Annotated in this window: 18 protein-coding genes; 4 read left to right on the forward strand and 14 right to left on the reverse strand. The window is 67.0% G+C overall.

What is annotated here, in order from left to right; translation table 11 throughout:
* Window positions 1-7: 7 nt before the first annotated feature.
* Together ACH0CP_RS11275 and ACH0CP_RS11280 are read right to left on the reverse strand one after the other, a co-directional pair.
* The gene (locus ACH0CP_RS11275) at window positions 8-2,386 is read right to left on the reverse strand and encodes a DAHL domain-containing protein (protein ID WP_406888639.1); all 2,379 of its coding nucleotides are present in this window, start codon (window positions 2,384-2,386) and stop codon (window positions 8-10) included.
* Window positions 2,383-3,495, reverse strand: a complete 1,113-nt coding sequence (locus ACH0CP_RS11280; protein ID WP_406888636.1) for a cytochrome-c peroxidase — start codon at window positions 3,493-3,495, stop codon at window positions 2,383-2,385. The genes ACH0CP_RS11275 and ACH0CP_RS11280 overlap by 4 nt, the downstream gene beginning before the upstream one ends.
* A gap of 204 nt (window positions 3,496-3,699) precedes the next feature.
* Between ACH0CP_RS11280 and ACH0CP_RS11285 the strand changes: the two genes are divergently transcribed.
* Window positions 3,700-4,854 carry a GAF domain-containing protein gene (locus ACH0CP_RS11285; protein ID WP_406888634.1) on the forward strand — a complete coding sequence of 385 codons (1,155 nt, stop codon included), beginning with the start codon at window positions 3,700-3,702 and terminating at the stop codon, window positions 4,852-4,854.
* A 3-nt stretch (window positions 4,855-4,857) separates the two neighbouring features.
* Here the strand turns inward: ACH0CP_RS11285 and ACH0CP_RS11290 are convergent, their stop codons facing one another.
* Window positions 4,858-5,337 carry a MarR family winged helix-turn-helix transcriptional regulator gene (locus ACH0CP_RS11290; protein WP_294443654.1) on the reverse strand — a complete coding sequence of 160 codons (480 nt, stop codon included), beginning with the start codon at window positions 5,335-5,337 and terminating at the stop codon, window positions 4,858-4,860.
* Between the two features lie 123 nt (window positions 5,338-5,460).
* Between ACH0CP_RS11290 and ACH0CP_RS11295 the strand changes: the two genes are divergently transcribed.
* Both ACH0CP_RS11295 and ACH0CP_RS11300 read left to right on the forward strand, forming a co-directional pair.
* Window positions 5,461-5,886 carry an Ohr family peroxiredoxin gene (locus tag ACH0CP_RS11295; protein ID WP_294443653.1) on the forward strand — a complete coding sequence of 142 codons (426 nt, stop codon included), beginning with the start codon at window positions 5,461-5,463 and terminating at the stop codon, window positions 5,884-5,886.
* A 32-nt stretch (window positions 5,887-5,918) separates the two neighbouring features.
* A complete protein-coding gene (locus ACH0CP_RS11300; RefSeq protein WP_294443652.1) occupies window positions 5,919-6,713 on the forward strand; it encodes an alpha/beta fold hydrolase in 795 nt (264 codons plus the stop codon).
* A 147-nt stretch (window positions 6,714-6,860) separates the two neighbouring features.
* On the opposite strand, the gene ACH0CP_RS11305 is transcribed toward ACH0CP_RS11300, so the two are convergent.
* From ACH0CP_RS11305 to ACH0CP_RS11320, 4 genes are all read right to left on the reverse strand, one after another.
* Window positions 6,861-7,163, reverse strand: a complete 303-nt coding sequence (locus tag ACH0CP_RS11305; protein ID WP_294443651.1) for a hypothetical protein — start codon at window positions 7,161-7,163, stop codon at window positions 6,861-6,863.
* Window positions 7,160-8,296, reverse strand: a complete 1,137-nt coding sequence (locus ACH0CP_RS11310) for a class I SAM-dependent methyltransferase (protein WP_406888632.1) — start codon at window positions 8,294-8,296, stop codon at window positions 7,160-7,162. The genes ACH0CP_RS11305 and ACH0CP_RS11310 overlap by 4 nt, the downstream gene beginning before the upstream one ends.
* On the reverse strand, window positions 8,293-9,231 hold the full coding sequence (locus tag ACH0CP_RS11315) for a VOC family protein (protein WP_406888630.1): 939 nt from the start codon (window positions 9,229-9,231) through the stop codon (window positions 8,293-8,295). Before ACH0CP_RS11315 ends, ACH0CP_RS11310 begins: the two co-directional genes overlap by 4 nt.
* Window positions 9,232-9,334: 103 nt before the next feature.
* Entirely contained in the window at window positions 9,335-10,096 is a 762-nt protein-coding gene (locus ACH0CP_RS11320) for a GntR family transcriptional regulator (protein ID WP_406875724.1), read from the reverse strand.
* Window positions 10,097-10,157: 61 nt separating this feature from the next.
* On the opposite strand from ACH0CP_RS11320, the gene ACH0CP_RS11325 reads away from it, so the two are divergent.
* A complete protein-coding gene (locus ACH0CP_RS11325; protein WP_406888629.1) occupies window positions 10,158-10,556 on the forward strand; it encodes a GlcG/HbpS family heme-binding protein in 399 nt (132 codons plus the stop codon).
* Window positions 10,557-10,603: 47 nt separating this feature from the next.
* Here ACH0CP_RS11325 and ACH0CP_RS11330 read toward each other — a convergent pair whose 3' ends face one another.
* From ACH0CP_RS11330 to ACH0CP_RS11360, 7 genes are all read right to left on the reverse strand, one after another.
* The gene (locus ACH0CP_RS11330; protein WP_406888627.1) at window positions 10,604-11,455 is read right to left on the reverse strand and encodes an SDR family NAD(P)-dependent oxidoreductase; all 852 of its coding nucleotides are present in this window, start codon (window positions 11,453-11,455) and stop codon (window positions 10,604-10,606) included.
* Between the two features lie 28 nt (window positions 11,456-11,483).
* Complete coding sequence (locus tag ACH0CP_RS11335; RefSeq protein ID WP_406888624.1) at window positions 11,484-13,454, reverse strand: FAD-dependent oxidoreductase; 1,971 nt, start codon at window positions 13,452-13,454, stop codon at window positions 11,484-11,486.
* A gap of 7 nt (window positions 13,455-13,461) precedes the next feature.
* Window positions 13,462-13,761, reverse strand: coding sequence for a hypothetical protein (locus tag ACH0CP_RS11340; protein ID WP_294443642.1), 300 nt, complete (start codon window positions 13,759-13,761; stop codon window positions 13,462-13,464).
* Window positions 13,762-13,815: 54 nt separating this feature from the next.
* Window positions 13,816-16,179 carry a TonB-dependent receptor gene (locus ACH0CP_RS11345; protein ID WP_406888623.1) on the reverse strand — a complete coding sequence of 788 codons (2,364 nt, stop codon included), beginning with the start codon at window positions 16,177-16,179 and terminating at the stop codon, window positions 13,816-13,818.
* Between the two features lie 218 nt (window positions 16,180-16,397).
* Window positions 16,398-16,991 carry a glutathione S-transferase family protein gene (locus tag ACH0CP_RS11350; RefSeq protein ID WP_406888621.1) on the reverse strand — a complete coding sequence of 198 codons (594 nt, stop codon included), beginning with the start codon at window positions 16,989-16,991 and terminating at the stop codon, window positions 16,398-16,400.
* Window positions 16,988-17,839 (reverse strand): alpha/beta fold hydrolase, encoded by an 852-nt coding sequence (locus ACH0CP_RS11355; RefSeq protein ID WP_294443908.1) that lies wholly within the window; start codon window positions 17,837-17,839, stop codon window positions 16,988-16,990. The genes ACH0CP_RS11350 and ACH0CP_RS11355 overlap by 4 nt, the downstream gene beginning before the upstream one ends.
* The gene (locus tag ACH0CP_RS11360) at window positions 17,839-19,263 is read right to left on the reverse strand and encodes an FAD-dependent oxidoreductase (RefSeq protein ID WP_406888618.1); all 1,425 of its coding nucleotides are present in this window, start codon (window positions 19,261-19,263) and stop codon (window positions 17,839-17,841) included. Before ACH0CP_RS11360 ends, ACH0CP_RS11355 begins: the two co-directional genes overlap by 1 nt.
* Between the last annotated feature and the right edge of the window lie 10 nt (window positions 19,264-19,273).

Here is a 19,273-nt window from a genome sequence, read left to right on the forward strand (position 1 = left end):
GGCGCGATCAGGCGAGCGTGCCGGCACGCTCGCGGATCAGCGCCGCCACCTCCGAGCCGTCGATCGGGTGAGAGAGATTGACCACGCGGGAGCAGGGAAAGGTGAGATTGGCGGGCGTTGCCAGGAGGAGCGGGCGCGCGCCAAGCGTCGGCAGCATTTCGTGAACCAGGCGGCCCACCGTCCGGACTTCACGCGCGGAGACGAGCACTGCGTCAGACGATCGCACCGCATCGATCATCGCCTCGGCGCCCGTCGACAGCGGCAGTTCGATGGTGTCGAGGCCGAGCCCGGCGAGCGTGCGGCTGTCGTGCGACAATGCGTCGGATGCGGTGAGCAGCAGGATCCGGTCGCCTTCGCGCAGGACCGCCGATGTAGCGGCTTCGGCGGCGGCAGGAAGCCACACGGTGAAGCAGGCACCCGCGTGGTCCAGGTTCGTCACGTCGATCGTGCCGCCATGGTCCCGCACGATTTCCCATGCGGTGGAGAGGCCTAGGCCCGTACCTGCCGCCTTGGTGGTGAAGAACGGTTCAAAAAGGCGCGCGGCAACCCCCGGTGGCACGCCTGGGCCGGAATCCACGATGGCCACGGTGAAATATCGCCCTGCTGCAAGGCTGCCGTGGCTGAGCCGTCGCCGTTCGGTGGGGTTGACGAGATCGCACACCATTGCGACCGGACCGCCGCGGCCGGCCTGCGCCGCGTTGTTGCAGATGTTGAGAAAGGCCTGTTGCAGGTCGACGGTCGCGCCGCTGACGGGGCAGGGCCCATCTGGCACATCGAGGCGGAACATCGCCTCGTCCTGATTGGCGGCGGCAAGGAGGCGATGTGTTTCCTCCAGGATGTCGCGCAGATCGATCGGGCGCTTTCCCGAGCGGCTGTGTTTGGCGAAGCCCAGCATTTCGTCGACCAGATCGCTGGCGCGGCGGGCAGCGATCAGGATCTCGTCGAAATAGCCGCGCGTGGCCGATCCCTTTCGCGTTCGCCCGCGACCCATTTCGCCGTACCCGGCGATGGCGCCGATGATGTTGTTGAAATTGTGCGCGAGGCCGCTGGCGAGCACGCCGATCGCCTCCATCCGGCGGGCCCAGGCAAGGGTGCGATCAAGGTTGCGTCGTTCGATGCTGAGCAATTCGCGATTGGCGCCGTGGGCGATCGCAGCGAGTGCGGAAGCGGTGCCGGCGAGATGATCGTGCCGCTGCGCCGAGGCGGGGCCAGCCGGCTCGAACCCGATCAGCACCGGCGCAGGGTGCGTGGTGCGAAGAAGAACGAGATCGCTCACTCCTGCCTGTTGCATTGCGTGCGCGATGGCCGGGTAACGGGTGAGCCGATGGTGGTAGGCGAGCACACGATTGTCGAACCACGCCCCGTCTTGCTCGGCGGCCTCTGCAAAGGGAGCGAGCCAGTCGTCAGGAAGAGCGCCGGGCGGCCAGGAGAATATCGACTGGTCGGCCAGTTCGGGGATGCGCAGCTGGAGCCGTCGCGCGTTGATGTGACACGCCAGGTGATCAACCGCCTCCTGCACGCGTGACACGAACGTCGAACCGCCGGTGTCGATCAGCGGCATGGCGATCGCGGCGCTGAGCCGGGCATTGGCGGCCTGTGCCGCCAGTTCGCGGGTCTGCAGCCGCTGGAGCAGGAGCAGCATCACGACCGCGGCGGCCAGCAGAGCAAGCGCGAAGGCGGCGGAGAATTGCAGCGCGCGCATCCGGTAGGTGCGGCTGATCAGATTCGCCTCAAGGGCGGTTTCGAGCCGAGCGAGGCGCTGCTCGATGTCCGTCGCCCAGATCGCCCGCAGCAGGCGATCGCCCTCCGGCAGAACATCCACCAGCAGACGCGCGTGGGAGGATAGCTGCGCGCGCGGTGATCCATTCGCCGCGCGTGGCAGCGCGGCGAGCGCGGCGCGGGCACTGGCGACGGTCGGCGGGCTGGTGTCGAGCGTGAGCTTCAGCACCCAGGCGGACAAGACATCGCGCCCCGGCGTTTCAGTAGCCCCATTGGCGGCAAAGCGGGCGAGGGAGTTCTGCAGCAGCGCGTTGTTGGTCTTGAACCGTTCGACCAGCGCCTCCTGTCGCGCTGTCGCGGCGGTGAGATCGGCGACGGCGCGGCGGACTTCGTCGTCGGAGGGTAGCTCACGCAGACGCGACAGAGCGTCGTCTGTCGCGGTGAGGTCGGCATTCACCGGATCATAGGTGCGGATGAGGCCCGCGCGTGCATTAAGCAGATCGATGTGGAGCGCGCGCTGTGCCATCGAGAATTGCGTGACGCCTTCTGCGGCAGCGCTTGACCAGCGCCGGCGCGCGTCCATCGCCCGCACCGCCGCCGCGGTGAGCAGGATGCTGAGCAGGAGCAGATACGGGATCGCAATCTTCAGCAGGTGGGGCGGCTTCATCGCGCCGCGACCGGCTTGGCGGGCTTGGCAGGCTTGGCGGAGGTAAGCGACCGTCCCTGATAGGTGCCCGTGAGTGCCCCGAGGAAGGCGGCGATATTCTCGACGTCCTGCTCTGCAATGGTGAGATCGAGCTGCGCGCGGCCCATCTGCCGGATCGCCTCGGGAAGCGAGGAGACGGCGCCATCGTGGAAATAAGGCGCGGTGACGGCGACGTTCCGCAGGCTGGGCACGCGGAGGAGGGCGGGGCCGCTGCGCCCCAGCGGATGGAAGATGCCGCGCCGCTGCATGAGGTTTGCACCGACATTGCGGCCCTGATGGCAGCTGGCGCAGCCGAGCTCCCGAAAGCGGGCAAGGCCGCGTTGCTGCTGGGCGCTGAGCGCACTGCGGTCTCCGCGCCGCCAGCGATCGAACGGCGCATCAGGCGTGACGAGCGTTTCCATGTAAGCGGCAAGCGCGTCGGCGATATGATCACCGCTGGGTGGCCCGGCGTAGATCGCACGGAAGCGGGCCGCGACGGCCCGATCCTGTGACAGGCGGCGCGCGGCGAGGTCTCCGGCGCCCATCAGGTGAACGTCGGCCAGGGTTCGCTGCGTGAAGGCGCGAAGGTTACGGCTGCGACCTTCCCAGCCGAGGCGGAAGCTTTCGCCTGCGTTGAAGACGGTTGGGGTATTGAAGCGCATCGGGTGACCGCTGTCGCCGCGGTCGCGCGCGGATGCGGACGCGCCATTGGTCGCGAGATCGTGGCAGGAGGCGCAGCTGTAATCGCGGGAGCGGGACAGACGGCTGTCTTCGAACAGCAGCTGCCCGAGAGCGATCTTCTCCTGCGCGCCCAGTGGTGGAGCGACGATCGGCGTTACGAAGGATCCGTCCGGCGATTGCGGCTGGCGCGCCGCGGCGAGGCTGAGGCCGAAGGTGGCGATAGCGAGCGGCATCAGGAGGGCGAGTGTCGCCGTGCCGGCATTGCTGGCGTGTGTCGGCCCGGGCTGCCCGGATATGGCAACGCCTTCGAACGGCGACATGGCGAGCGCAATCCGGAGCGCGGACCATCCGCGGCGACGGGCCGGCAAGATGCGGCAGAGGATGCGGGTGACCATCAGCGGCGGGCCCATCCAGGAAGCATCACCGGAGTGATCACGGCATCCTGTTTCATCCGCGCTGCAGGAGCAATGATCCGTGTTACGCCGGCAACGCAGCCTGTGCTGTGGATGGGCGCGAAAGTAATCACATTCGCTCAGGGTTCATCGAGGGTGGGTGGCACGAAGAAGCGGTACGGCACGTTGGCCGCTTTGCCCGCGGGCTGTTAGGGGTCGATGATGGCGAAAACGGACAAGGATATCCTCACCACCGCGGAGACGGCAAAGCTGCTCGGCGTGTCGGTGCGTACTGCGCAGCTGCTGGTGGAGGGCGGCTCGATCCCGTCGTGGAAGACGCCGGGGGGGCACCGCCGCGTCTATCGATCGGACGTGATGGCGATCATCAACGGCCGCGAGGAAGAGGCGGCGACGGCCAACCCCTCCGCCATGGTCGTGGTGATCGGCGCGACGGACCGGCTGCCGCTCTATCGCACGTTGTTCGCTCCGGTCGGCGAGTGCACGGTCGAGATGTTTGATGACGTGCTTGCCGCCCTGGTGGCGGTTGGATCGCTGAAGCCCCACACGATCATCGTCGATGCGCCCGACGGCGGCCCCGATCGCACCCAGCTGCTGCGGGGTCTTTCGGCCAATCGCGCGCTTGGCGGCAGCCGGCTGCTGGCGGTGGGACCAGCGGCGAGCGTGCCCGCCTCGCTCCAGCCGCGGGTGACGCGGCTGGACACGCCGGAAGCGGCTTTGGAAGTGATCGAGCAGGCGATTGCGGGTGACGAGCCGGTGACATTCCAGCCGGGCGATGCGCCATTCCCGATCGCGCGCAACGAGGGCCAGCGGCTCATCGCGCTGGAACGCACCGGTCTGCTCGATACGGCGCCGGAGGAAGCTTTCGATCGGCTGACGTGGCTGGCGGCACAAGGGCTCGATGCGCCGATCGCGCTGATGACGCTGCTGACCCCGTCGCGCCAGTGGTTCAAATCGCGCGTCGGGCTCGACATGACGGAGACGCCGCGCAGCTGGGCATTTTGCAACCACACGATCCTGCAGCGCGACGTGTTCAGCGTGGAGGATCTGGCGAGCGACGCACGCTTTGCGGACAATCCGGCGGTGGCGGGGGAGCCGGGCTTTCGCTTCTATGCCGGCGCGCCGGTGCTGGATCCCGACGGCTTCGTCGTCGGATCGCTGTGCGTGATCGATCGCAAGCCGCGCAAGCTTGACGAGCGGGGCGCGCAGATGATCCGGACGCTCGCTGCAATCGCGTCCGACGAGATACGGCTCCGGGGGCTGGAGCGTCAGACGGGTCGTCAGAAGAGCGCCGGCAGCCTGCCGAAGCGCCGACCGGCGGCGTTGCCGGGAAAGGCAGCGCCGCCGCCGGCGCCGTGACGGCTATTCAGCAGTCTCCGTCTCCGCGCCGCGGTCTTCGACGTGGCGATAGACGGCATCGCGAAGCTGCGCGACGCGGCGGTTGAGCTCGCCGAGTTCCGCCGCCGTCTCGCCCGAGGCGGTGAGGAGCTTTTCGCCGAGGCAGCCGGCCTCGTTTCGGATCGCACGGCCACGTTCGGTGAGGGAGATCACCACCTGGCGCTCGTTGGCGGGATTACGCGCGCGCCGGACGAGACCGGCCACTTCCAGCCGCTTCAACAGCGGGGTGAGCGTGCTCGATTCAAGGGCGAGCTCGCCGGCAATGCCACCGACCGTCTGATTGTCGGCGTGCCACAGGACGTTCAGCACGAGATACTGCGGGTAGGTGAGGCCCAGCCGATCCAGCATCGGCTTGTAGAGCCGCTGGATCGCGATCCCCGCGGAGTAAACGGCGAAGCACAGCTGATCCTGGAGCGGGACGGGCGGGGAAGATCGGTTGGTCATCATGGTCCCTTGTCGGGGCAATCCTCTCGCGTAAAGATATCGCGATAACTTTTTCCTTTACAAGAGCCACCGAATCACTCATATCTGTTATCGCGATAACGGTTATTGCATAGGAGCAGCGATATGACGATCCTGTACCAAGCGCGTGCTTCGGCGATTGGCGGGCGCACGGGCCGCACGGCAACCGACGACGGCGCACTTGACGTGACGCTGGCGATGCCGCCGGAACTGGGCGGCGCTGGCGGTGAGGGGGCGAACCCCGAGCAATTGTTCGCCTGCGGCTATGCCGCGTGTTTCCTTGGTGCGATCCGCCTCGTCGCCAAGCGCCGCAAGGTGACCCTGGCACCCGATGCGCGGGTTCATGCGACCGTCGGTATCGGCATGCGCAACGATGGATCGGGCTTCGGCCTGGACGTTGCGCTGGCGGTCGACCTGCCCGGACTCGCCCCGACGCTCGCAGCGGAGCTCGTCGAGGAAGCGGACGACGTCTGCCCCTATTCCCACCTTGCGCGCGGCAATGCTGACGTCCGCCTCGCGCTTGCTGCCTGACCACCCACGACAGTCGAGAAAGGAAGACCAAGATGCGTCACATGATCCTGAAACTCGCCGCAGCAGCCGCCGCCGCGAGCCTTTCCACCATCGCCGTCGCGGGTGCCGCGCAGGCCCAGGCGACCGCCCCGGCCGCCATCAAGAATGTCGTGCTGGTGCACGGCGCCTTCGCCGACGGCTCCGGCTGGCGGAACGTGTACAATGATCTGACAAAGCGCGGGTATCGCGTGTCGGTCGTGCAGAACCCGCTGACGTCGCTCGAGGATGACGTCGCGGCCACCCGGCGGGTGCTGGACCGGCAGGACGGGCCGGCCATCCTCGTCGGGCACAGCTGGGGCGGCACGGTGATCACCGAGGCAGGCGTCCACCCAAAGGTTTCCGGCCTGGTGTATGTCGCTGCCCTGTCGCCCGATGCCGGCGAGACCACGGCGCAGCAATATGAAGGCTTCACCACGCCGCCGGAATTTGTGATCCAGACGACCAAGGACGGCTATGGCTTCGTCGATCCGGCGAAGTTCAAGGTCGGTTTTGCGGCGGATGCGAGCGACGCGGATGCGGCGTTCCTGCGCGATACGCAGGTGCCGATCAACATGTCCGCATTCGGTGTGAAGCTGCAGAATGCGGCGTGGAAGACGCGGCCGAGCTGGGCGGTGTACGGCAAGCAGGACAAGGCGTTTGACCAGCGGATGCTGCAGGCGATGGCCAAGCGGATCGGCGCCGACACGGTGGAGGTGAATGCCAGCCACGCGGTGTTCATGACGCAGCCCAAGGCGGTGGCGGACGTGATCGACCGGGCGGCGAAGGGCGCGGCGGCCAAGGGGCGCTGAGCCAGCATTAGCGGTAAAAAGGGGGCGGCCTGCGGGTCGCCCCCTTGTCGTTTGGGCCGCTCCAACATGGCGCCGCGGCGGTGCGCGATGGCGCGCAAGCGGAGAGCGATGGTGCGTTATGCGCACCGTTGGTGCGTCGTGGCAGGTCTATGTGCGCGGATCGACCATGATCCGCATGACGCGCAGCTGCATGGCCTCGATCGCGGCGCGACGCGCTTCTTCCGCGTCAGCCGGCTGGGGCGCTTCCTTCCAGCTGGCATAGGGCTCGCCGCGCAGATCGGCCACTTCGCGTTCGAGCCGGTCGATCCGGTCATTCGCGTTGCTGAGCTCGACGAGGAGCGCCAGCGCGATCGCCAGCACCTTTTCGGTCTCTTCATTGTCGAGGCTGGCGGGGCGGGGGCCCCTGCCGCCCGCGATGACGGCGGAAATCGCGTCGACGGCGCTGGTCATGCTTCGGCTCCCGCCGGCTTGCGGCCGCTGATCACGTACCAGCGATTGATGTTGTTCACCGCCTCGACGTGATGTTCGCGCACCACGGCCGCATCGAAGCCGGCGACGATCATGTCGGCCTGAAGATCGGCGTCGTTATAGATCTTCCAGAACAGTTCGCCGTTGAAGCGCGTATCCCAGTTCTTCTCCACGCGGTGGACCTCGCTGGGCGCGAAGCGGGTGTCGACATCCTGGAAGATCACGACGCCGCCGGGGCGGACGACGCGAAGCGCCTCGCGCATCGCGGCGCGGCGTTTGTCGGCCCCGATCTCGTGCAGCATGTTGTGCGAGACGACGAGATCGAAGCTGTCGTCGGCGAAGCGCAGATCGGCGGCGTCCATCTGGTGGAAGTGGACCGCGACGCCCAGCGCCTCCGCCCGCGCATGGGCATAGCGCAGCATGCCGGCGCCGATGTCGATCGCGTGCACCTCGGCATCGGGGAAGCGATCGGCGTAGGCGGCCGAGGCGGCGCCGGCGGAGCAGCCGAGATCGAGGATCTTGCCGGGCGCGAGATCGGGGAAGTCCTGATCGAGCAGGCGGAAGACGACGCCGGCCTTGCTGTCGCCCTTGCCGGCACCCTGGCCGAAGGAGAAGACGTTGCCACCGGTTTCGTAGAAGGCGCCGGCCACGACGTCGCCGGGATGATCGTCACGCGCATAGCCGCCCGGCTGCAAGTGAACGTCCGTACCCGCGATCTCGGGCGAGGGATCGTAATCGGGCGCGAGCGTCAGGCTGCCCTTGCGGTTCGGCGACGTGGCGAGCGCGTCGGCGGCGGCCTCCATGCGGGCGCGATCGCGGAAGATCGGTTCGCCCACGGCAACCCAGATCATCTCCTGCGAGGCGCGGTTGGCGGCGCTCCACAGGCGATAGTCAGTCGAGGCGAACAGTGCCTCCTCGATGTCCTCGGGCGATTGCGGCTGGCGACCATGACGCTCGGCAAAGGCGGGCGCGCCTTCCTCGGCGAAGCGGCGCACGTTCTGCGAGCGGACGCGCATGTTGAGCAGCTTGCGCAGCGAGACGACCGCGCGCTGGCGGCTCAGTTCGTCGGCGGTGGCCTGCGGCAGGACGGGATGCTGGACGTCGCGAACCCTCATGATGCCTTCTCCTCGATGAATTCGACCAGTTCGCCCGCCGGCCCGCGCACCGTGCAGCTGCGGCGCCCGTCATAGCCAAGGCCGGAGTGGACCCGGGGCGGGGCGATCGCCAGCGGCACCACGCGATCGAACGCCAGCGTCTCGATCGATGCCATCGCGCAGCCGGGCGGAAGCGCGCCGGGTGCCTGCGGGCGATCGGTTGCGATGAAGCCGGGGCCGCTGGGGTATTCGTCGAATTCGAACAGGTAGCCGTGTTCGCGCAGGCCGGCCGTCGTCATGCGGATGGCGTGATCGGCGGGGAGGCCCTGTGCCGTCTGAACGAGGGAGATCAGGCTGTTGCGCAGCGGACGGCGCTTCAGATCGAAGAGATCGCAATACCAGTTGCGCATCGCGTCAAAATCCCGCCCGGCCAGGACGAGGATGAACGGGCGGTCGATCAGGGAGCGCGGCTGCGGCAGGATCGAGGCGGCGCGGTCGCCGCTTTCCATGGTGAAATACAGGCATTCGCCCGAGGGCCCTTCGACCTGCATCGCGACGATCGAGGGCATGAACTGCAGCGGCTTGGGCGCCGCGAGGATGCGGAATTCGCTCGCTTTCAGCCGATCGTGGACCGCGTGCACGTCATCGACGATGATCTCGATCGCGGCCCAGCCAAACGTGGTGAGCGCGCGGTAGCCGGGGACGGCCGGCGTCTCGACGATGCGGATGTAATCGCGCTCGGCCCCTTCGGTGCTGAGCAGGCAATAGGGGCGGCCGGCGGCGGCAGGGGTGCCCCAGCTTTCGGCGAGTTCGGTCGAGACGTTGCCGGCCTCGCGCGTGCGATAGTCGAGCACGTCGCGATAGAGCTGCGCCGTGGTGGCGACGTTCGCGCTGCCCACGGTCGCGAAGCGGAACCGGGTGAGCAGCGGATCCCCGTGTGACGTCCAGTCGCTCATTCGATCACCCCCATACCGCGACCCTAGCACGGAATGATCTTAATTCTATATCAAATGAGTGTCATGTGGCAGGGTGCGCCACATGACGCGGAATCGCGATGGTTCAGGCCACGGCGGAGTGGAGATCGAGCTTGATCTGGTACAGATCGGGCCGGAATTGCGCGACCACGTGCTGCACCGGACGGCGGTTCGTATCGGACACCGTTCGGCTGACCCGCAGGATCGGCGACCCGATCTCCACCTCCAGCAGATTGGCGAGCGATGCGTCGGCGAGCGAGGCGGTGATGATCTGCGTCGCGGCGCCGATCTGAACCCCGGCCTGTTCGAGCAAGGTGAGCATCGGCGTGGAGCGCAACGAGGAGCGGTCCATCCCGCCCGCCAGCTCCGCCGGCACATAGCTGACCAGATGGCTGATCGGCTGGTTTTCGAGCAAGCGGACACGGGCCACGCGAAGCACCGGCGTGCCGGCCGCAATGCCCAGCGCCTCCGTCACCGGCATCTTCGCCGGCACCGTGTCGAGGTCCAGGATCCGGACCTGCGTCTTCCGCCCGTACGTGATGAGCGATTCCATCGCCTGTTCGATGCTGCCCTCGATCGGGCGGACCGGCGACTGATAGGTGACGTGCGTGCCCACGCGTCGCTTGCGGCCGACGAGATTGGCATCCGCCAGTTCGGCGAGGGCGCGGCGCGCGGTGATGCGCGACACGCCGAACGTTTCGGCCAGTTCCTGTTCCGGCGGCAAGCGCGAGCCGAACGCGCGCGAGCCGTTGATGATCTCTTCCCGCAACTGGAGGAAGAGCTGGTGATAGAGCGGCACCGCTTGCAGGCGATCGACGTGTGCGACCTCGTCGTTGTTCTTTGTCATTCGCGCTCCCCTTCAACCACCCGCTTGCCGCGCAACGTGCCGGCCGAAAAGAGGAAAATAGATGCTGATCAAAGCTGCACTCGATGATTTGGCGCTCGATGCGATGCTGGCCGCGGCCCGCGACAAGGCCAAATCCCTAGGAATTGCGGCATCCGTGGCGATCGTCGACGATGGCGGATACCCGCTTCGACTGGCCCGCTCAGAGGCAGCCGGAAAAATGACGGCGGCGGTGGCGCTGGCGAAGGCGCGGACCGCGGCGCTGATGCGTGCGCCGAGCGGGGCGCTGACCGCGCGGCTGAAAGACGAGCCGGAATTGCTGCGGCTGACCGATTACCTGCCGATGCCGGGCGGCCTGCCGGTGCGGCACGAGAAGGACTGCCTGGGAGGCGTGGGCGTGTCCGGCGGGAATGCGGAGCAGGACGTGACGATCGCGCAGGCGGCGCTGGACGCGATCATCTGAAGCAACTGTTGGGCCGCCGGGTGTCTACCCGGCGGCCCGGCACAGGATCAGTGCATTTCCTCGCCGCCCGAGACGTTCATCGCCTCGCCGGTGATGTAGCGGGCCTGGCCCGAGCAGAGGAACGCGCAGGCGTTGGCGGTATCCTCCGGCGTGCCGACCCGGCCGAGCGGGATGCGGCCGCGCATCGCCTCGAGATATTCCTCGATCGTCTGGCCGCGCATCGAGGCCATGTACTCGTTCTGCCAGGCGCCGAGGCCGGTGGTGACGTGGTTCGGGCAGACCATGTTCACGTTGATCTGCTGCGGCCCCATCTCGATCGCGACCGAGCGGGTGAGGCCGACGAGGCCGTGCTTCGACGCGATGTAGGAGGAGGTGAGGGCGGAACCCGACTTCGACCCGCGGCTGCCGATCGAGACCACGCGGCCACGGCCCCAGCCGGGCTGCTCGTCCTGCGTCAGCATCTGGCGGATGGCGTGCTTCATCGCAAAGAAGGCGCCGCGCAGGTTCACGTCCAGAACCGTGTCCCACTTCTCCTGCGTCTGTTCGACGAAGGGGCCGAAGAGATAGCCGACGCCGGCGTTGTTCACGAGGATGTCGAGCCGGCCGAAACGCTCCACCGTGGCGGCGACCATCGCCTCGACTTCCGCCTCGACGCGCATGTCGGCGGCGTAGGTGGCGATATCGGGGTGAAGCGCGCGAAGCTCCGTCGCGACGGCTTCGAGATCGTCGTTGGTGCCGATGCCGTGGCCCGGCGCCATCGCGCCCTTGGTGGTGCCCAGATCATGGAGCATCACCTTGACGCCGTCCTCGGCGAGCTTGCGCGCGATCGCTGCGCCGAGGCCGCCGGGGCGGCCGGCGCCAGTGACGATGGCGACCTTGCCGTTGAGATCGGGGTACATGCGGGAGTTCCTGTTTACGGGGGACAGATCAAAGGGAGAGGGCGGCGCGGTAGCCTTCGGATGTCGCCGCCAGGACGGTGCGCGGGGCCCAGCAATCGCCGATCAGCTGGGGCACGATGCCGGCCGCGCGGAGCGGCGCCTCGAGCGAAACCTCGGGGACGCGCGGCGTGGCGAAGGTGAAAAGCGCAACGTCCGGGATGATGGTGCGCGCGCCGGTGAAGACGTTGCGCAGGGCGACCTCGCCTTCCTCGAAGCGCGAGTCCGCGGCAGGAGCCACGAGCGTGACGATCTCGATCCCCTTCTTGAGGAAGCGGGCGTAGATGCCCTGGCGGGTGACCATCGCTTCCTCGCCGGCGATCCGTTCGCGATCGGTGACGACCACCACCCGGTCGAAGCGGGCGTGGAGCAGTTCCGCCGCGGCATAAGTGAAGGCCGTGCCGTCCGCGTCATGGATGACGGCGGTGCCGGGCTGGCGGCCGGTGCGGCGCGTCAGATCCTCCATCACGGCGCGAAGATCGGGGAAGAATTCGCGATATTCCTCCGGCAGGTAATCGGGGGTGGCGGGCGTGGCGCCGGTCGCCAGGATCACCTTGTCGGGGTTGAGCGCGAGGATGTCCTCGGCAGTCGCTTCCTGGCCCCAGCGCAGGTCCGCGCCGGCGCGCTCCGCGGCGAGGCGCTGGTAATCGTAGATACTGCTCAAATTCTCGCCGCCCGGCAGGAGCGCGTGGAGCCGCGTCTTGCCGCCGGCCTCGTCGCCGCGGGAGAAGAGGGTGACGTGGTGGCCGTGGGCGGCGGCGACCCAGGCGGCCTCCATGCCGGCGACGCCGCCACCGACCACGACGACGCGGCAGGGGGCCGCGGCGGGCTCGGGCGTCCAGTCCGCCTCGTCGGGCGCGCCGACGCGCGGGTTGTTGTCGCAATGCAGGCCGCGGCCGACGTTGATCATGTGCCAGCAGGTGTTGCAGGCGACGCAATAGCGGATCTGCGCCTCGCGCCCCTCCTGCGCCTTCAGGCCCCAGGCGGGATCGGTGACGAGCGGGCGGCCGATCATGACGAGATCGCCGAGGCCATCGCGCACGATGCGCTCGCCCTCGTTCGGATCGGCGATCAGGCCAAGTGCGCCGATCGGCACGCCGGGGGCCGACTTGCCGAGCGCCGCGATCGTATCGACATACGGCGCGCGGGGGCCGTGGAGATCGGGCAGATGCTCGTAGAGCGTGTGGCCGTGAGCGCCCCAGCAATAGGTGATGTAATCCACCGCGCCGGTGGCGTGGACGAGGCGGGTGATCTCGGCCGCCTGGGCGAGATCGATGCCGTTCTCCATGCCGTCCTCGGCCGGCAGCTTGGCGCCGATGATGAAGCCGGTGCCGCACGCCTGACGGAGCGTCTCGATCAGTTCGATCAGCAAGGTGGCGCGGCCGGCGAGATCACCGCCGTAGCGGTCCTCGCGCCGGTTCGATCGGGCGGCGAGGAACTGGTGGAAGAGGTGGCCGTGGCCGGCCGAGATCTCGACGCCCGCGAACCCGGCGCGCTGGAGCGCGCGGGCGCTGATCGCAAATTCCTCGATCATCGTCGCGATGCCGTCGATCGACAGCGCGTGCGGCACGGTGCCGCTGAGGTCGTCAGGAAGCGCGGAGGCGCCATAGGCGTTGGGGTTGCGGAAGCCGGAGCGGAAGCCGCGGCCATTGTCCTGCACCTGGCCAAGCATCAGGCTGTCATGTGCGCCGACCGCATCGGCCCAACGGGCGAGCGCATCGGTGTTGATGCCGGACAGGATCGCGGGGCGGGTGGGCAGTTGCTGCCATTGCAGCATGCCCATCGGCTCGCTCACGAGCATCGCCGCGCCGCCGCGCGCGCGATTGGCGTAATAGTCGATCAGGCGATCCGTGACCCGCCCACCTTGCGCGAAATGCGTCGACATGGACGCATGGACGATACGGTTCTTGAGCGTCCGGCCGCCGATGACGACCGGGGAGAAGAGATTGGGATAGGCCGTCATCGATGGATCAGGATGCGCCGTGCATCCGCATGACGCGCTGAAAATAGGCGTTGCGCCACTCGTTGCGCTCTGCCTCCACCGCCGGATCGGCGCGATAGGCCTCGATATCGGCGCGGCTGACCGTGCCGTTGGCATCGAGCAGGCGCTCGATCGTGTCGGTGCGTTCGCGCAGCACCGCCACTTCGGTCATCAGCTCGAAGAAGAAGGTCATGATCTGATCGATCGAGGGATCGTCAAAGAAATGCGGACGCGGCCCCTTGCTCACGCGGGGCAGGGTGACGCTTTCGGGGGGGCGGGGATCAGCCATGGCAATCGTCCTATGAGATCGGGGCGGACGTTGCCGCCCGCCCCGATCCGATGATCAGAAGTCCTTGCGAACGCGGATGGACCAGCGGCCCGGCTCGTTCAGATACGGGAAGATCAGGAACGAAGCGACATAGCGGCGATCGAAGCAGTTGTTGCACTCCGCCGCGATGCTCCAGCCCTGCGACACGTTGCGCAGCGTGATGCCGGCGTTGAACGTGCTGCCCGCCTCCTGATAGCCGCGCACGTCGTTCTGCGCCGACGGGTAGCTGCCGTCGCTGTACACCCAGGTGCCCGACGGGATCAGCTGGAAATCGCCGAGATCCGCCGTGTAGCTGGCGTAGAGCGTCGAGTTGAACGGCGCGACACGCGACGGGAGCGCGATGCTGCCATTCTGGGTGACGATGCCCTGGTTGCAGTTCGTGCCCGGTGCGATGCCGGCGCGGCAGCGCTCCGCCTGATCCAGCACGCTCTGGTCGATGTTCTTGTAGCGGGCGTGCTGCCAGCCCGACGTCCAGGAGAGCGTCGCGCCGCGGAACGGAATGACGGTCAGCTCGGATTCGATGCCGTAGTTGCGTAGATCGGCGAAGTTGCCGGTGTTGTAGATGATCTGGCCCGGCAGCAGCGGGTTTTCACGGCCAGCCGGCAGCTGGTTGTCGGCATCGTTGAAGTAGAAGCCCGTCAGGTTGAAGCGGACGCGACGATCGAAGAATTCCGAACGCAGACCGCCCTCGAACGACCAGATCGTCTCACGATCGAAGGCGAACATGCTGGCGGCGTTGTAAGCGCGCGACACCCAGCCGCCCGACTTGAAGCCCTTCGTCGCCGACGCGAAGACCGAGACGTCCGGCGCCATCTTCCAGTTGATGGCGAAGCGCGGCGTCCAGACCTTGGCTTCCTGCGTCACCGGGTTGCCGGCGTTGATCACGTCAATCGTGGTGAACGGCTGGTTGATGCCCACCGGCGGCAGCGGCGAGGCATTCGGACCGAACTTAATGTCCTTATATTCCTCGGTGTAGCGGATGCCGGCGGTGAAGGTGAGGTTCGGGGTGATCTTGTAATCGCCCTGCAGGTAACCCGCGATCGCATCGGTGTTGTTCTGCATCGTACGGTCAGCAAACAACGTGCCGGTGCCGTTGAGCGCGATCGACAGGTTCGCGAAGCTCGTGCGGTTGTCTTCGCGGATGTAGAAGACGCCGCCGACATAGGTCAGCTTGTCGTCAAGCGCGCTGCCGGTGAACTTGATTTCCTGACTGAACTGCTTGTGCCAGCTGTCGTTCGCGAGGACCGACGTCGGCCCCGGCACAGGGGTGATGAGATCGTTCGGATACTCATACACCGTCGAGGTGCTGAGCAGGCTCATCGCGCTGTCGGTGAGATATTCGTTATAGATGTGGCGATAGCCGGTGATGATGTTCACCGTCAGATTGTCGGTCGCCTCGAGTTCGAGGTTCGACACCGCCGACCAGCTCTTCGCGACGTTGCCGAGCGTGTTGTCAGCCAGCTCCGGCGACAGGTAGCTGCGGCCGCCGAACACGTCGGAGACGGTCTGGCCTTCGCGCAGCTTGGTGTAGCTGACGCGCTTCTTGGTTTCACGATCGTAGAAGTTGGGGAAGTTCGCGTAGCTCTGGCGATTATAGTCGCCGGTGATGTCCCAGATCACGCCATCGCCGAGCACGCGGACGGCGCCGCGGAAGCCGTAGCTGTTCTCGGAGTTCAGGCGCTGGCCGGTGACGCGGTTTTCGACATAGCCCTTGTCGTCGACGTAATAGCCCTGGAACTTCGTCAGGATCTTGTCGGCGACGAGCGGAAGATCGATCGAGCCGCGGACGGTGGCGCGATCGAAGCGGCCATAGCCTGCCTCGACGAAGCCGCCGAGATCACGCGACGGCTTCTTCAGGACGACGTTGATTGCGCCGCCCGTCGTGTTGCGGCCGAAGAGCGTGCCTTGCGGACCGCGCAGAACCTCGATCCGCTCCACATCGAAGAAGGAGAAGTTGTTGGCGCTCTGACGCGACATATAGACGTCGTCGACATAGGTGCCGACCGGAAGATCGAAGGTCGAGATGGTCTCGTTGTTGTTGAGACCGCGCATCGAATAGCTGTTCGCGGTGCCGACCGACGTGTTGTTGTGCGCGATCAGGTTCGGCACATAGGCGAACAGATCGATCGTGCGCGCGATCTGGCGCGACTGCAGTTCCTGCGGCGAGAAGGCCGAAATCGCGAGCGGCACGTCCTGCAGGCGTTCTTCACGGCGCTGCGCGGTTACCACCAGATCCTCGAGCGCTTCGCCCTGGTTCTCGACTTCTGCAGCCGGTGCCGGTTCTGCCGGTGCAACCGTCTGTGCCTGTGCCTGCCCTGCGATCGCCAGCGCCAGAAGGCTGAGCCCTGCGAAATGATGGCGCTTGATCTTGCTCGTCATCAACAATCCCCTTCAGATTCCCGGATCCGGCACGCCGCTCGCGCGCCATCTCCCCCCACAGCTAAAACGGGTCCTCTTGAGCGGGCGCCTGGTTCGACGCCCGCCCAAATTCCTGCGAACTTCGTTAGATTTATTTGTTATACGGATAGAACATAACCATCGGCGGCTGTCACGCGCTTTTCTTGTTAGGATGCGATTTCAGTGCCGATGTGGCCTTTTTACCCGTTGTAGGCCGGCCGGCCGGTTGCCCGATCCAGCCACGCCGAGACCTTAGGATAGGCTTCCAATGTGACACGCGAGGGACGCGCGAGCGCGGCGATCGCCGCGACATTGATGTCCGCCACCGTGAAGGTGTCGCCAAGCAGCCAGTCATGGCCGGAAAGCGCCTTTTCAAGAACGCCGAGCGGCGCCTGGAGCGACTGTTCGGCGGCGTCGGCCGCCGCGGCATCACGCTGATCCTCCGGCTTGATCACGCGATCGAACAGGCATGTGGTGAGCGGACGCTCAAGCTCGCTGACGGCCCAGAACGTCCACTGCCAGGCGAGGGCTTCGCGCTGTGCATCGGCGGGATAGAGCGTGCCGGTGCCGTGCTTCTTCGCGAGGTACAGGCTTTGCGCGAAGGATTCGAACAGGACGAAATCGCCCTCGACGAGGGTCGGCACCTTGCCGTTCGGATTGAGCGCGAGATAGGCCTCCTGCTTGATCTCGCCCGGCGCGGGCTCGATCGAGGTGACCTCGACGCCGAGTTCACGCGCCACCCAGAGGGGGCGACGCGCGCGCGAACCGGGGCGGCCGTAGATGGTGACGCTCACTGTACCACATTCTCCTGGACTGAAGCGGCCGCCGGATGGTGGGCGGCCAGGAACGAAAGGATCGGTGCGGCCCATTCCGGCGCGCGTTCGAAAACCATGCCGGCGCCGCCGGGAAGCTCCGCATAATCCCAGCCCGGGCGGCGCTCGACGAGCTGGCGCCCCATCGGGAACAGCCGATCGGTGCGGCTGGCGATGATCAGCGTCGGGCAGGCGATCGCATCGAGATCGGCTTCCAGATCATAGGCAGGCGCGGCGCGGTGGCCGTCTTCCTTCCAGGGGCCGTTGGCGAAATAGGCGACGATGCCTACGTGGATCGTCTCGTCGGTCCAGGCCGGATCGGCGATGCGGCGCACGGTGGCCCAGCGATCGGTGAAGTGGCTGCCGTCCGGCTTGATTTCCTGCAGGTCCGTGAGGCCGGCGGCACGCTCGGCGCGCTGCTCGGCGGTGTAATAGGGCATGTTGTCCGTCACGAGCGCGGCGACGAGATCCGGATGCACCGCAGCGAGCCGGGCAGCGACGAGCGAGCCGCCGTGGTGGCCGGCGACGGCGACCGGCGCCAGACCGAGCGCGCGGATGACGGCGGCGACTGTTTCCGCATAGCCTTCGATGCTGGCCGCCTCGCGCGGGGGATCCGACATGCCATGGCCGGGCAGATCGGGTACGATCACGCGATAGCCGGCCGCCGCGAGGACGGGCATGGCGCGGCGATACTGGATCGATCCCCACGGTGCCTGGTGGACGAGCACGATCGGCGTGCCGGTGCCAAGCTCGCGGTAATGGACGAGGCCGTCCGGGCCATCGACATAGCCGCGGCGCTCACCGGGGAGGACGTTGACGGACGGGAGCATCAGGCGGCCACCTTCGCGGTGCTGGCGACGCGCTGCCCGATCAGGCGGCCGAACGTGAGCGCCGGGGTTACCATCATGCCGCCGCACGCGGCCTTGCCCATCGTCTGGCTGGAGCCGAGTAGTTCGCCGGCCGCGTAGAGCCCGTCGATCACGCTTCCGTCCTTGCGGATGACGCGAAGATCATCGTCCACCGCGAGGCCGACAGCGCTCGAGATCGCGCTGCCCTGCATGCGGATCGCATAGAAAGGGCCGTTCTCGATCGGTGCCGGCAGGTGCTGGCGGCCGAAGAAGTCGTTCCCGGTGGTGACGCCGTAATTGTAGCCGGCGATGGCATTGGCGAGGCCGGCCGCGTCGATGCCGGTGGCGACCGCGAGATCCTCGATCGTGTCGGCGCGGGTGAAGGCGGGGCCGCCTTCGGCGATGGCGCGCTTCACCTCGTCACGGCTCCAGCCGGCGAGAAGCGGCGGGGCCTCATCGAGTATGCGTTGATCGAAGACGATCCAGTAGCGGCGATCGGGCTGCATGCTGAGCGCCATCTCGCGTGCGTCGATGCTGCGCACGTCCTCGCGCACGAAGCGCTGGCCGTTGGCGTTGACGTAGATCTCCCACGGCTCGCGGCGCTCGGGGAAATGCTCCACCGTCGCGAAGGCGCGGGCGGGGAAGGTGTCGCTGTTGTAGAGCGTGCCGAAGTTGTTGAAGACATTCTCCTGGCCGCGCAGGTAGCCGCCGACCGACTGGCCGAGCCCGAGGCCGGCGCCCTTGGAGAAGCGCCACGGGGCGGCATTGTAGAGCGGATAGCCGTTCAGCTCGGCGAACATCTCCGGGTTCGAGGCATAGCCGCCACAGGCGAGAAGGACGGCCGCGCCGGTGAAATCGTGGGTGGCGCCGGAAGCATCACGGGCAGTGGCGCCAGTCACTGCGCCGTTCGCATCGGTGGTCAGCGCGACGACTTCATGTTCGAGGCGCAGATCGACGCGGCCGTCGGCGACGAGCTGTTCGACAATCGGCACGAGCACGTCCTTGACGCTGACGCCGCCCTTTTCGCCCCAGTAATAGCGATCCTGCGAATAAGGTTCGTGGCCGAAGCCCTTGATCGGATGTTCGGGCAGGGGGGCGAAGCCGCGCTCCATCAGCCAGTCGAAGGTGCCGGCGGCATGATCGATGGCGAGGCGGGCGAGCCCCTGGTTGATCGTGCCGCGGCTGATCCGGACGACATCGGCGAAATGATCATCGGGCGTGTCGTTGATGCCGCGCTCGCGCTGCAGGCGGGTGCCCGCGGCGCTCATCTGGCCGGTCGCCACCCACAGGGTGCCCCCGAGCACATCGGCATGTTCGAGAAGCAGAACCTTCGCGCCACCTTCCGCCGCGAAGATGGTGGCAGCCAGGCCGGCGGAGCCACCGCCAACGATGATGAGATCGTACAACCTTTGCCTT

Source organism: Sphingomonas sp. 179-I 2A4 NHS, from assembly GCF_045369135.1.
Lineage (GTDB): Bacteria > Pseudomonadota > Alphaproteobacteria > Sphingomonadales > Sphingomonadaceae > Sphingomonas.

Bases quoted from the DNA above. Each gene is read 5' to 3' on its own strand.
- ACH0CP_RS11275 (WP_406888639.1), bottom strand. From the start codon at position 2,386: ATGAAGCCGCCCCACCTGCTGAAGATTGCGATCCCGTATCTGCTCCTG.
- ACH0CP_RS11280 (WP_406888636.1), bottom strand. From the start codon at position 3,495: ATGGGCCCGCCGCTGATGGTCACCCGCATCCTCTGCCGCATCTTGCCG.
- ACH0CP_RS11285 (WP_406888634.1), top strand. From the start codon at position 3,700: ATGGCGAAAACGGACAAGGATATCCTCACCACCGCGGAGACGGCAAAG.
- ACH0CP_RS11290 (WP_294443654.1), bottom strand. From the start codon at position 5,337: ATGACCAACCGATCTTCCCCGCCCGTCCCGCTCCAGGATCAGCTGTGC.
- ACH0CP_RS11295 (WP_294443653.1), top strand. From the start codon at position 5,461: ATGACGATCCTGTACCAAGCGCGTGCTTCGGCGATTGGCGGGCGCACG.
- ACH0CP_RS11300 (WP_294443652.1), top strand. From the start codon at position 5,919: ATGCGTCACATGATCCTGAAACTCGCCGCAGCAGCCGCCGCCGCGAGC.
- ACH0CP_RS11305 (WP_294443651.1), bottom strand. From the start codon at position 7,163: ATGACCAGCGCCGTCGACGCGATTTCCGCCGTCATCGCGGGCGGCAGG.
- ACH0CP_RS11310 (WP_406888632.1), bottom strand. From the start codon at position 8,296: ATGAGGGTTCGCGACGTCCAGCATCCCGTCCTGCCGCAGGCCACCGCC.
- ACH0CP_RS11315 (WP_406888630.1), bottom strand. From the start codon at position 9,231: ATGAGCGACTGGACGTCACACGGGGATCCGCTGCTCACCCGGTTCCGC.
- ACH0CP_RS11320 (WP_406875724.1), bottom strand. From the start codon at position 10,096: ATGACAAAGAACAACGACGAGGTCGCACACGTCGATCGCCTGCAAGCG.
- ACH0CP_RS11325 (WP_406888629.1), top strand. From the start codon at position 10,158: ATGCTGATCAAAGCTGCACTCGATGATTTGGCGCTCGATGCGATGCTG.
- ACH0CP_RS11330 (WP_406888627.1), bottom strand. From the start codon at position 11,455: ATGTACCCCGATCTCAACGGCAAGGTCGCCATCGTCACTGGCGCCGGC.
- ACH0CP_RS11335 (WP_406888624.1), bottom strand. From the start codon at position 13,454: ATGACGGCCTATCCCAATCTCTTCTCCCCGGTCGTCATCGGCGGCCGG.
- ACH0CP_RS11340 (WP_294443642.1), bottom strand. From the start codon at position 13,761: ATGGCTGATCCCCGCCCCCCCGAAAGCGTCACCCTGCCCCGCGTGAGC.
- ACH0CP_RS11345 (WP_406888623.1), bottom strand. From the start codon at position 16,179: ATGACGAGCAAGATCAAGCGCCATCATTTCGCAGGGCTCAGCCTTCTG.
- ACH0CP_RS11355 (WP_294443908.1), bottom strand. From the start codon at position 17,839: ATGCTCCCGTCCGTCAACGTCCTCCCCGGTGAGCGCCGCGGCTATGTC.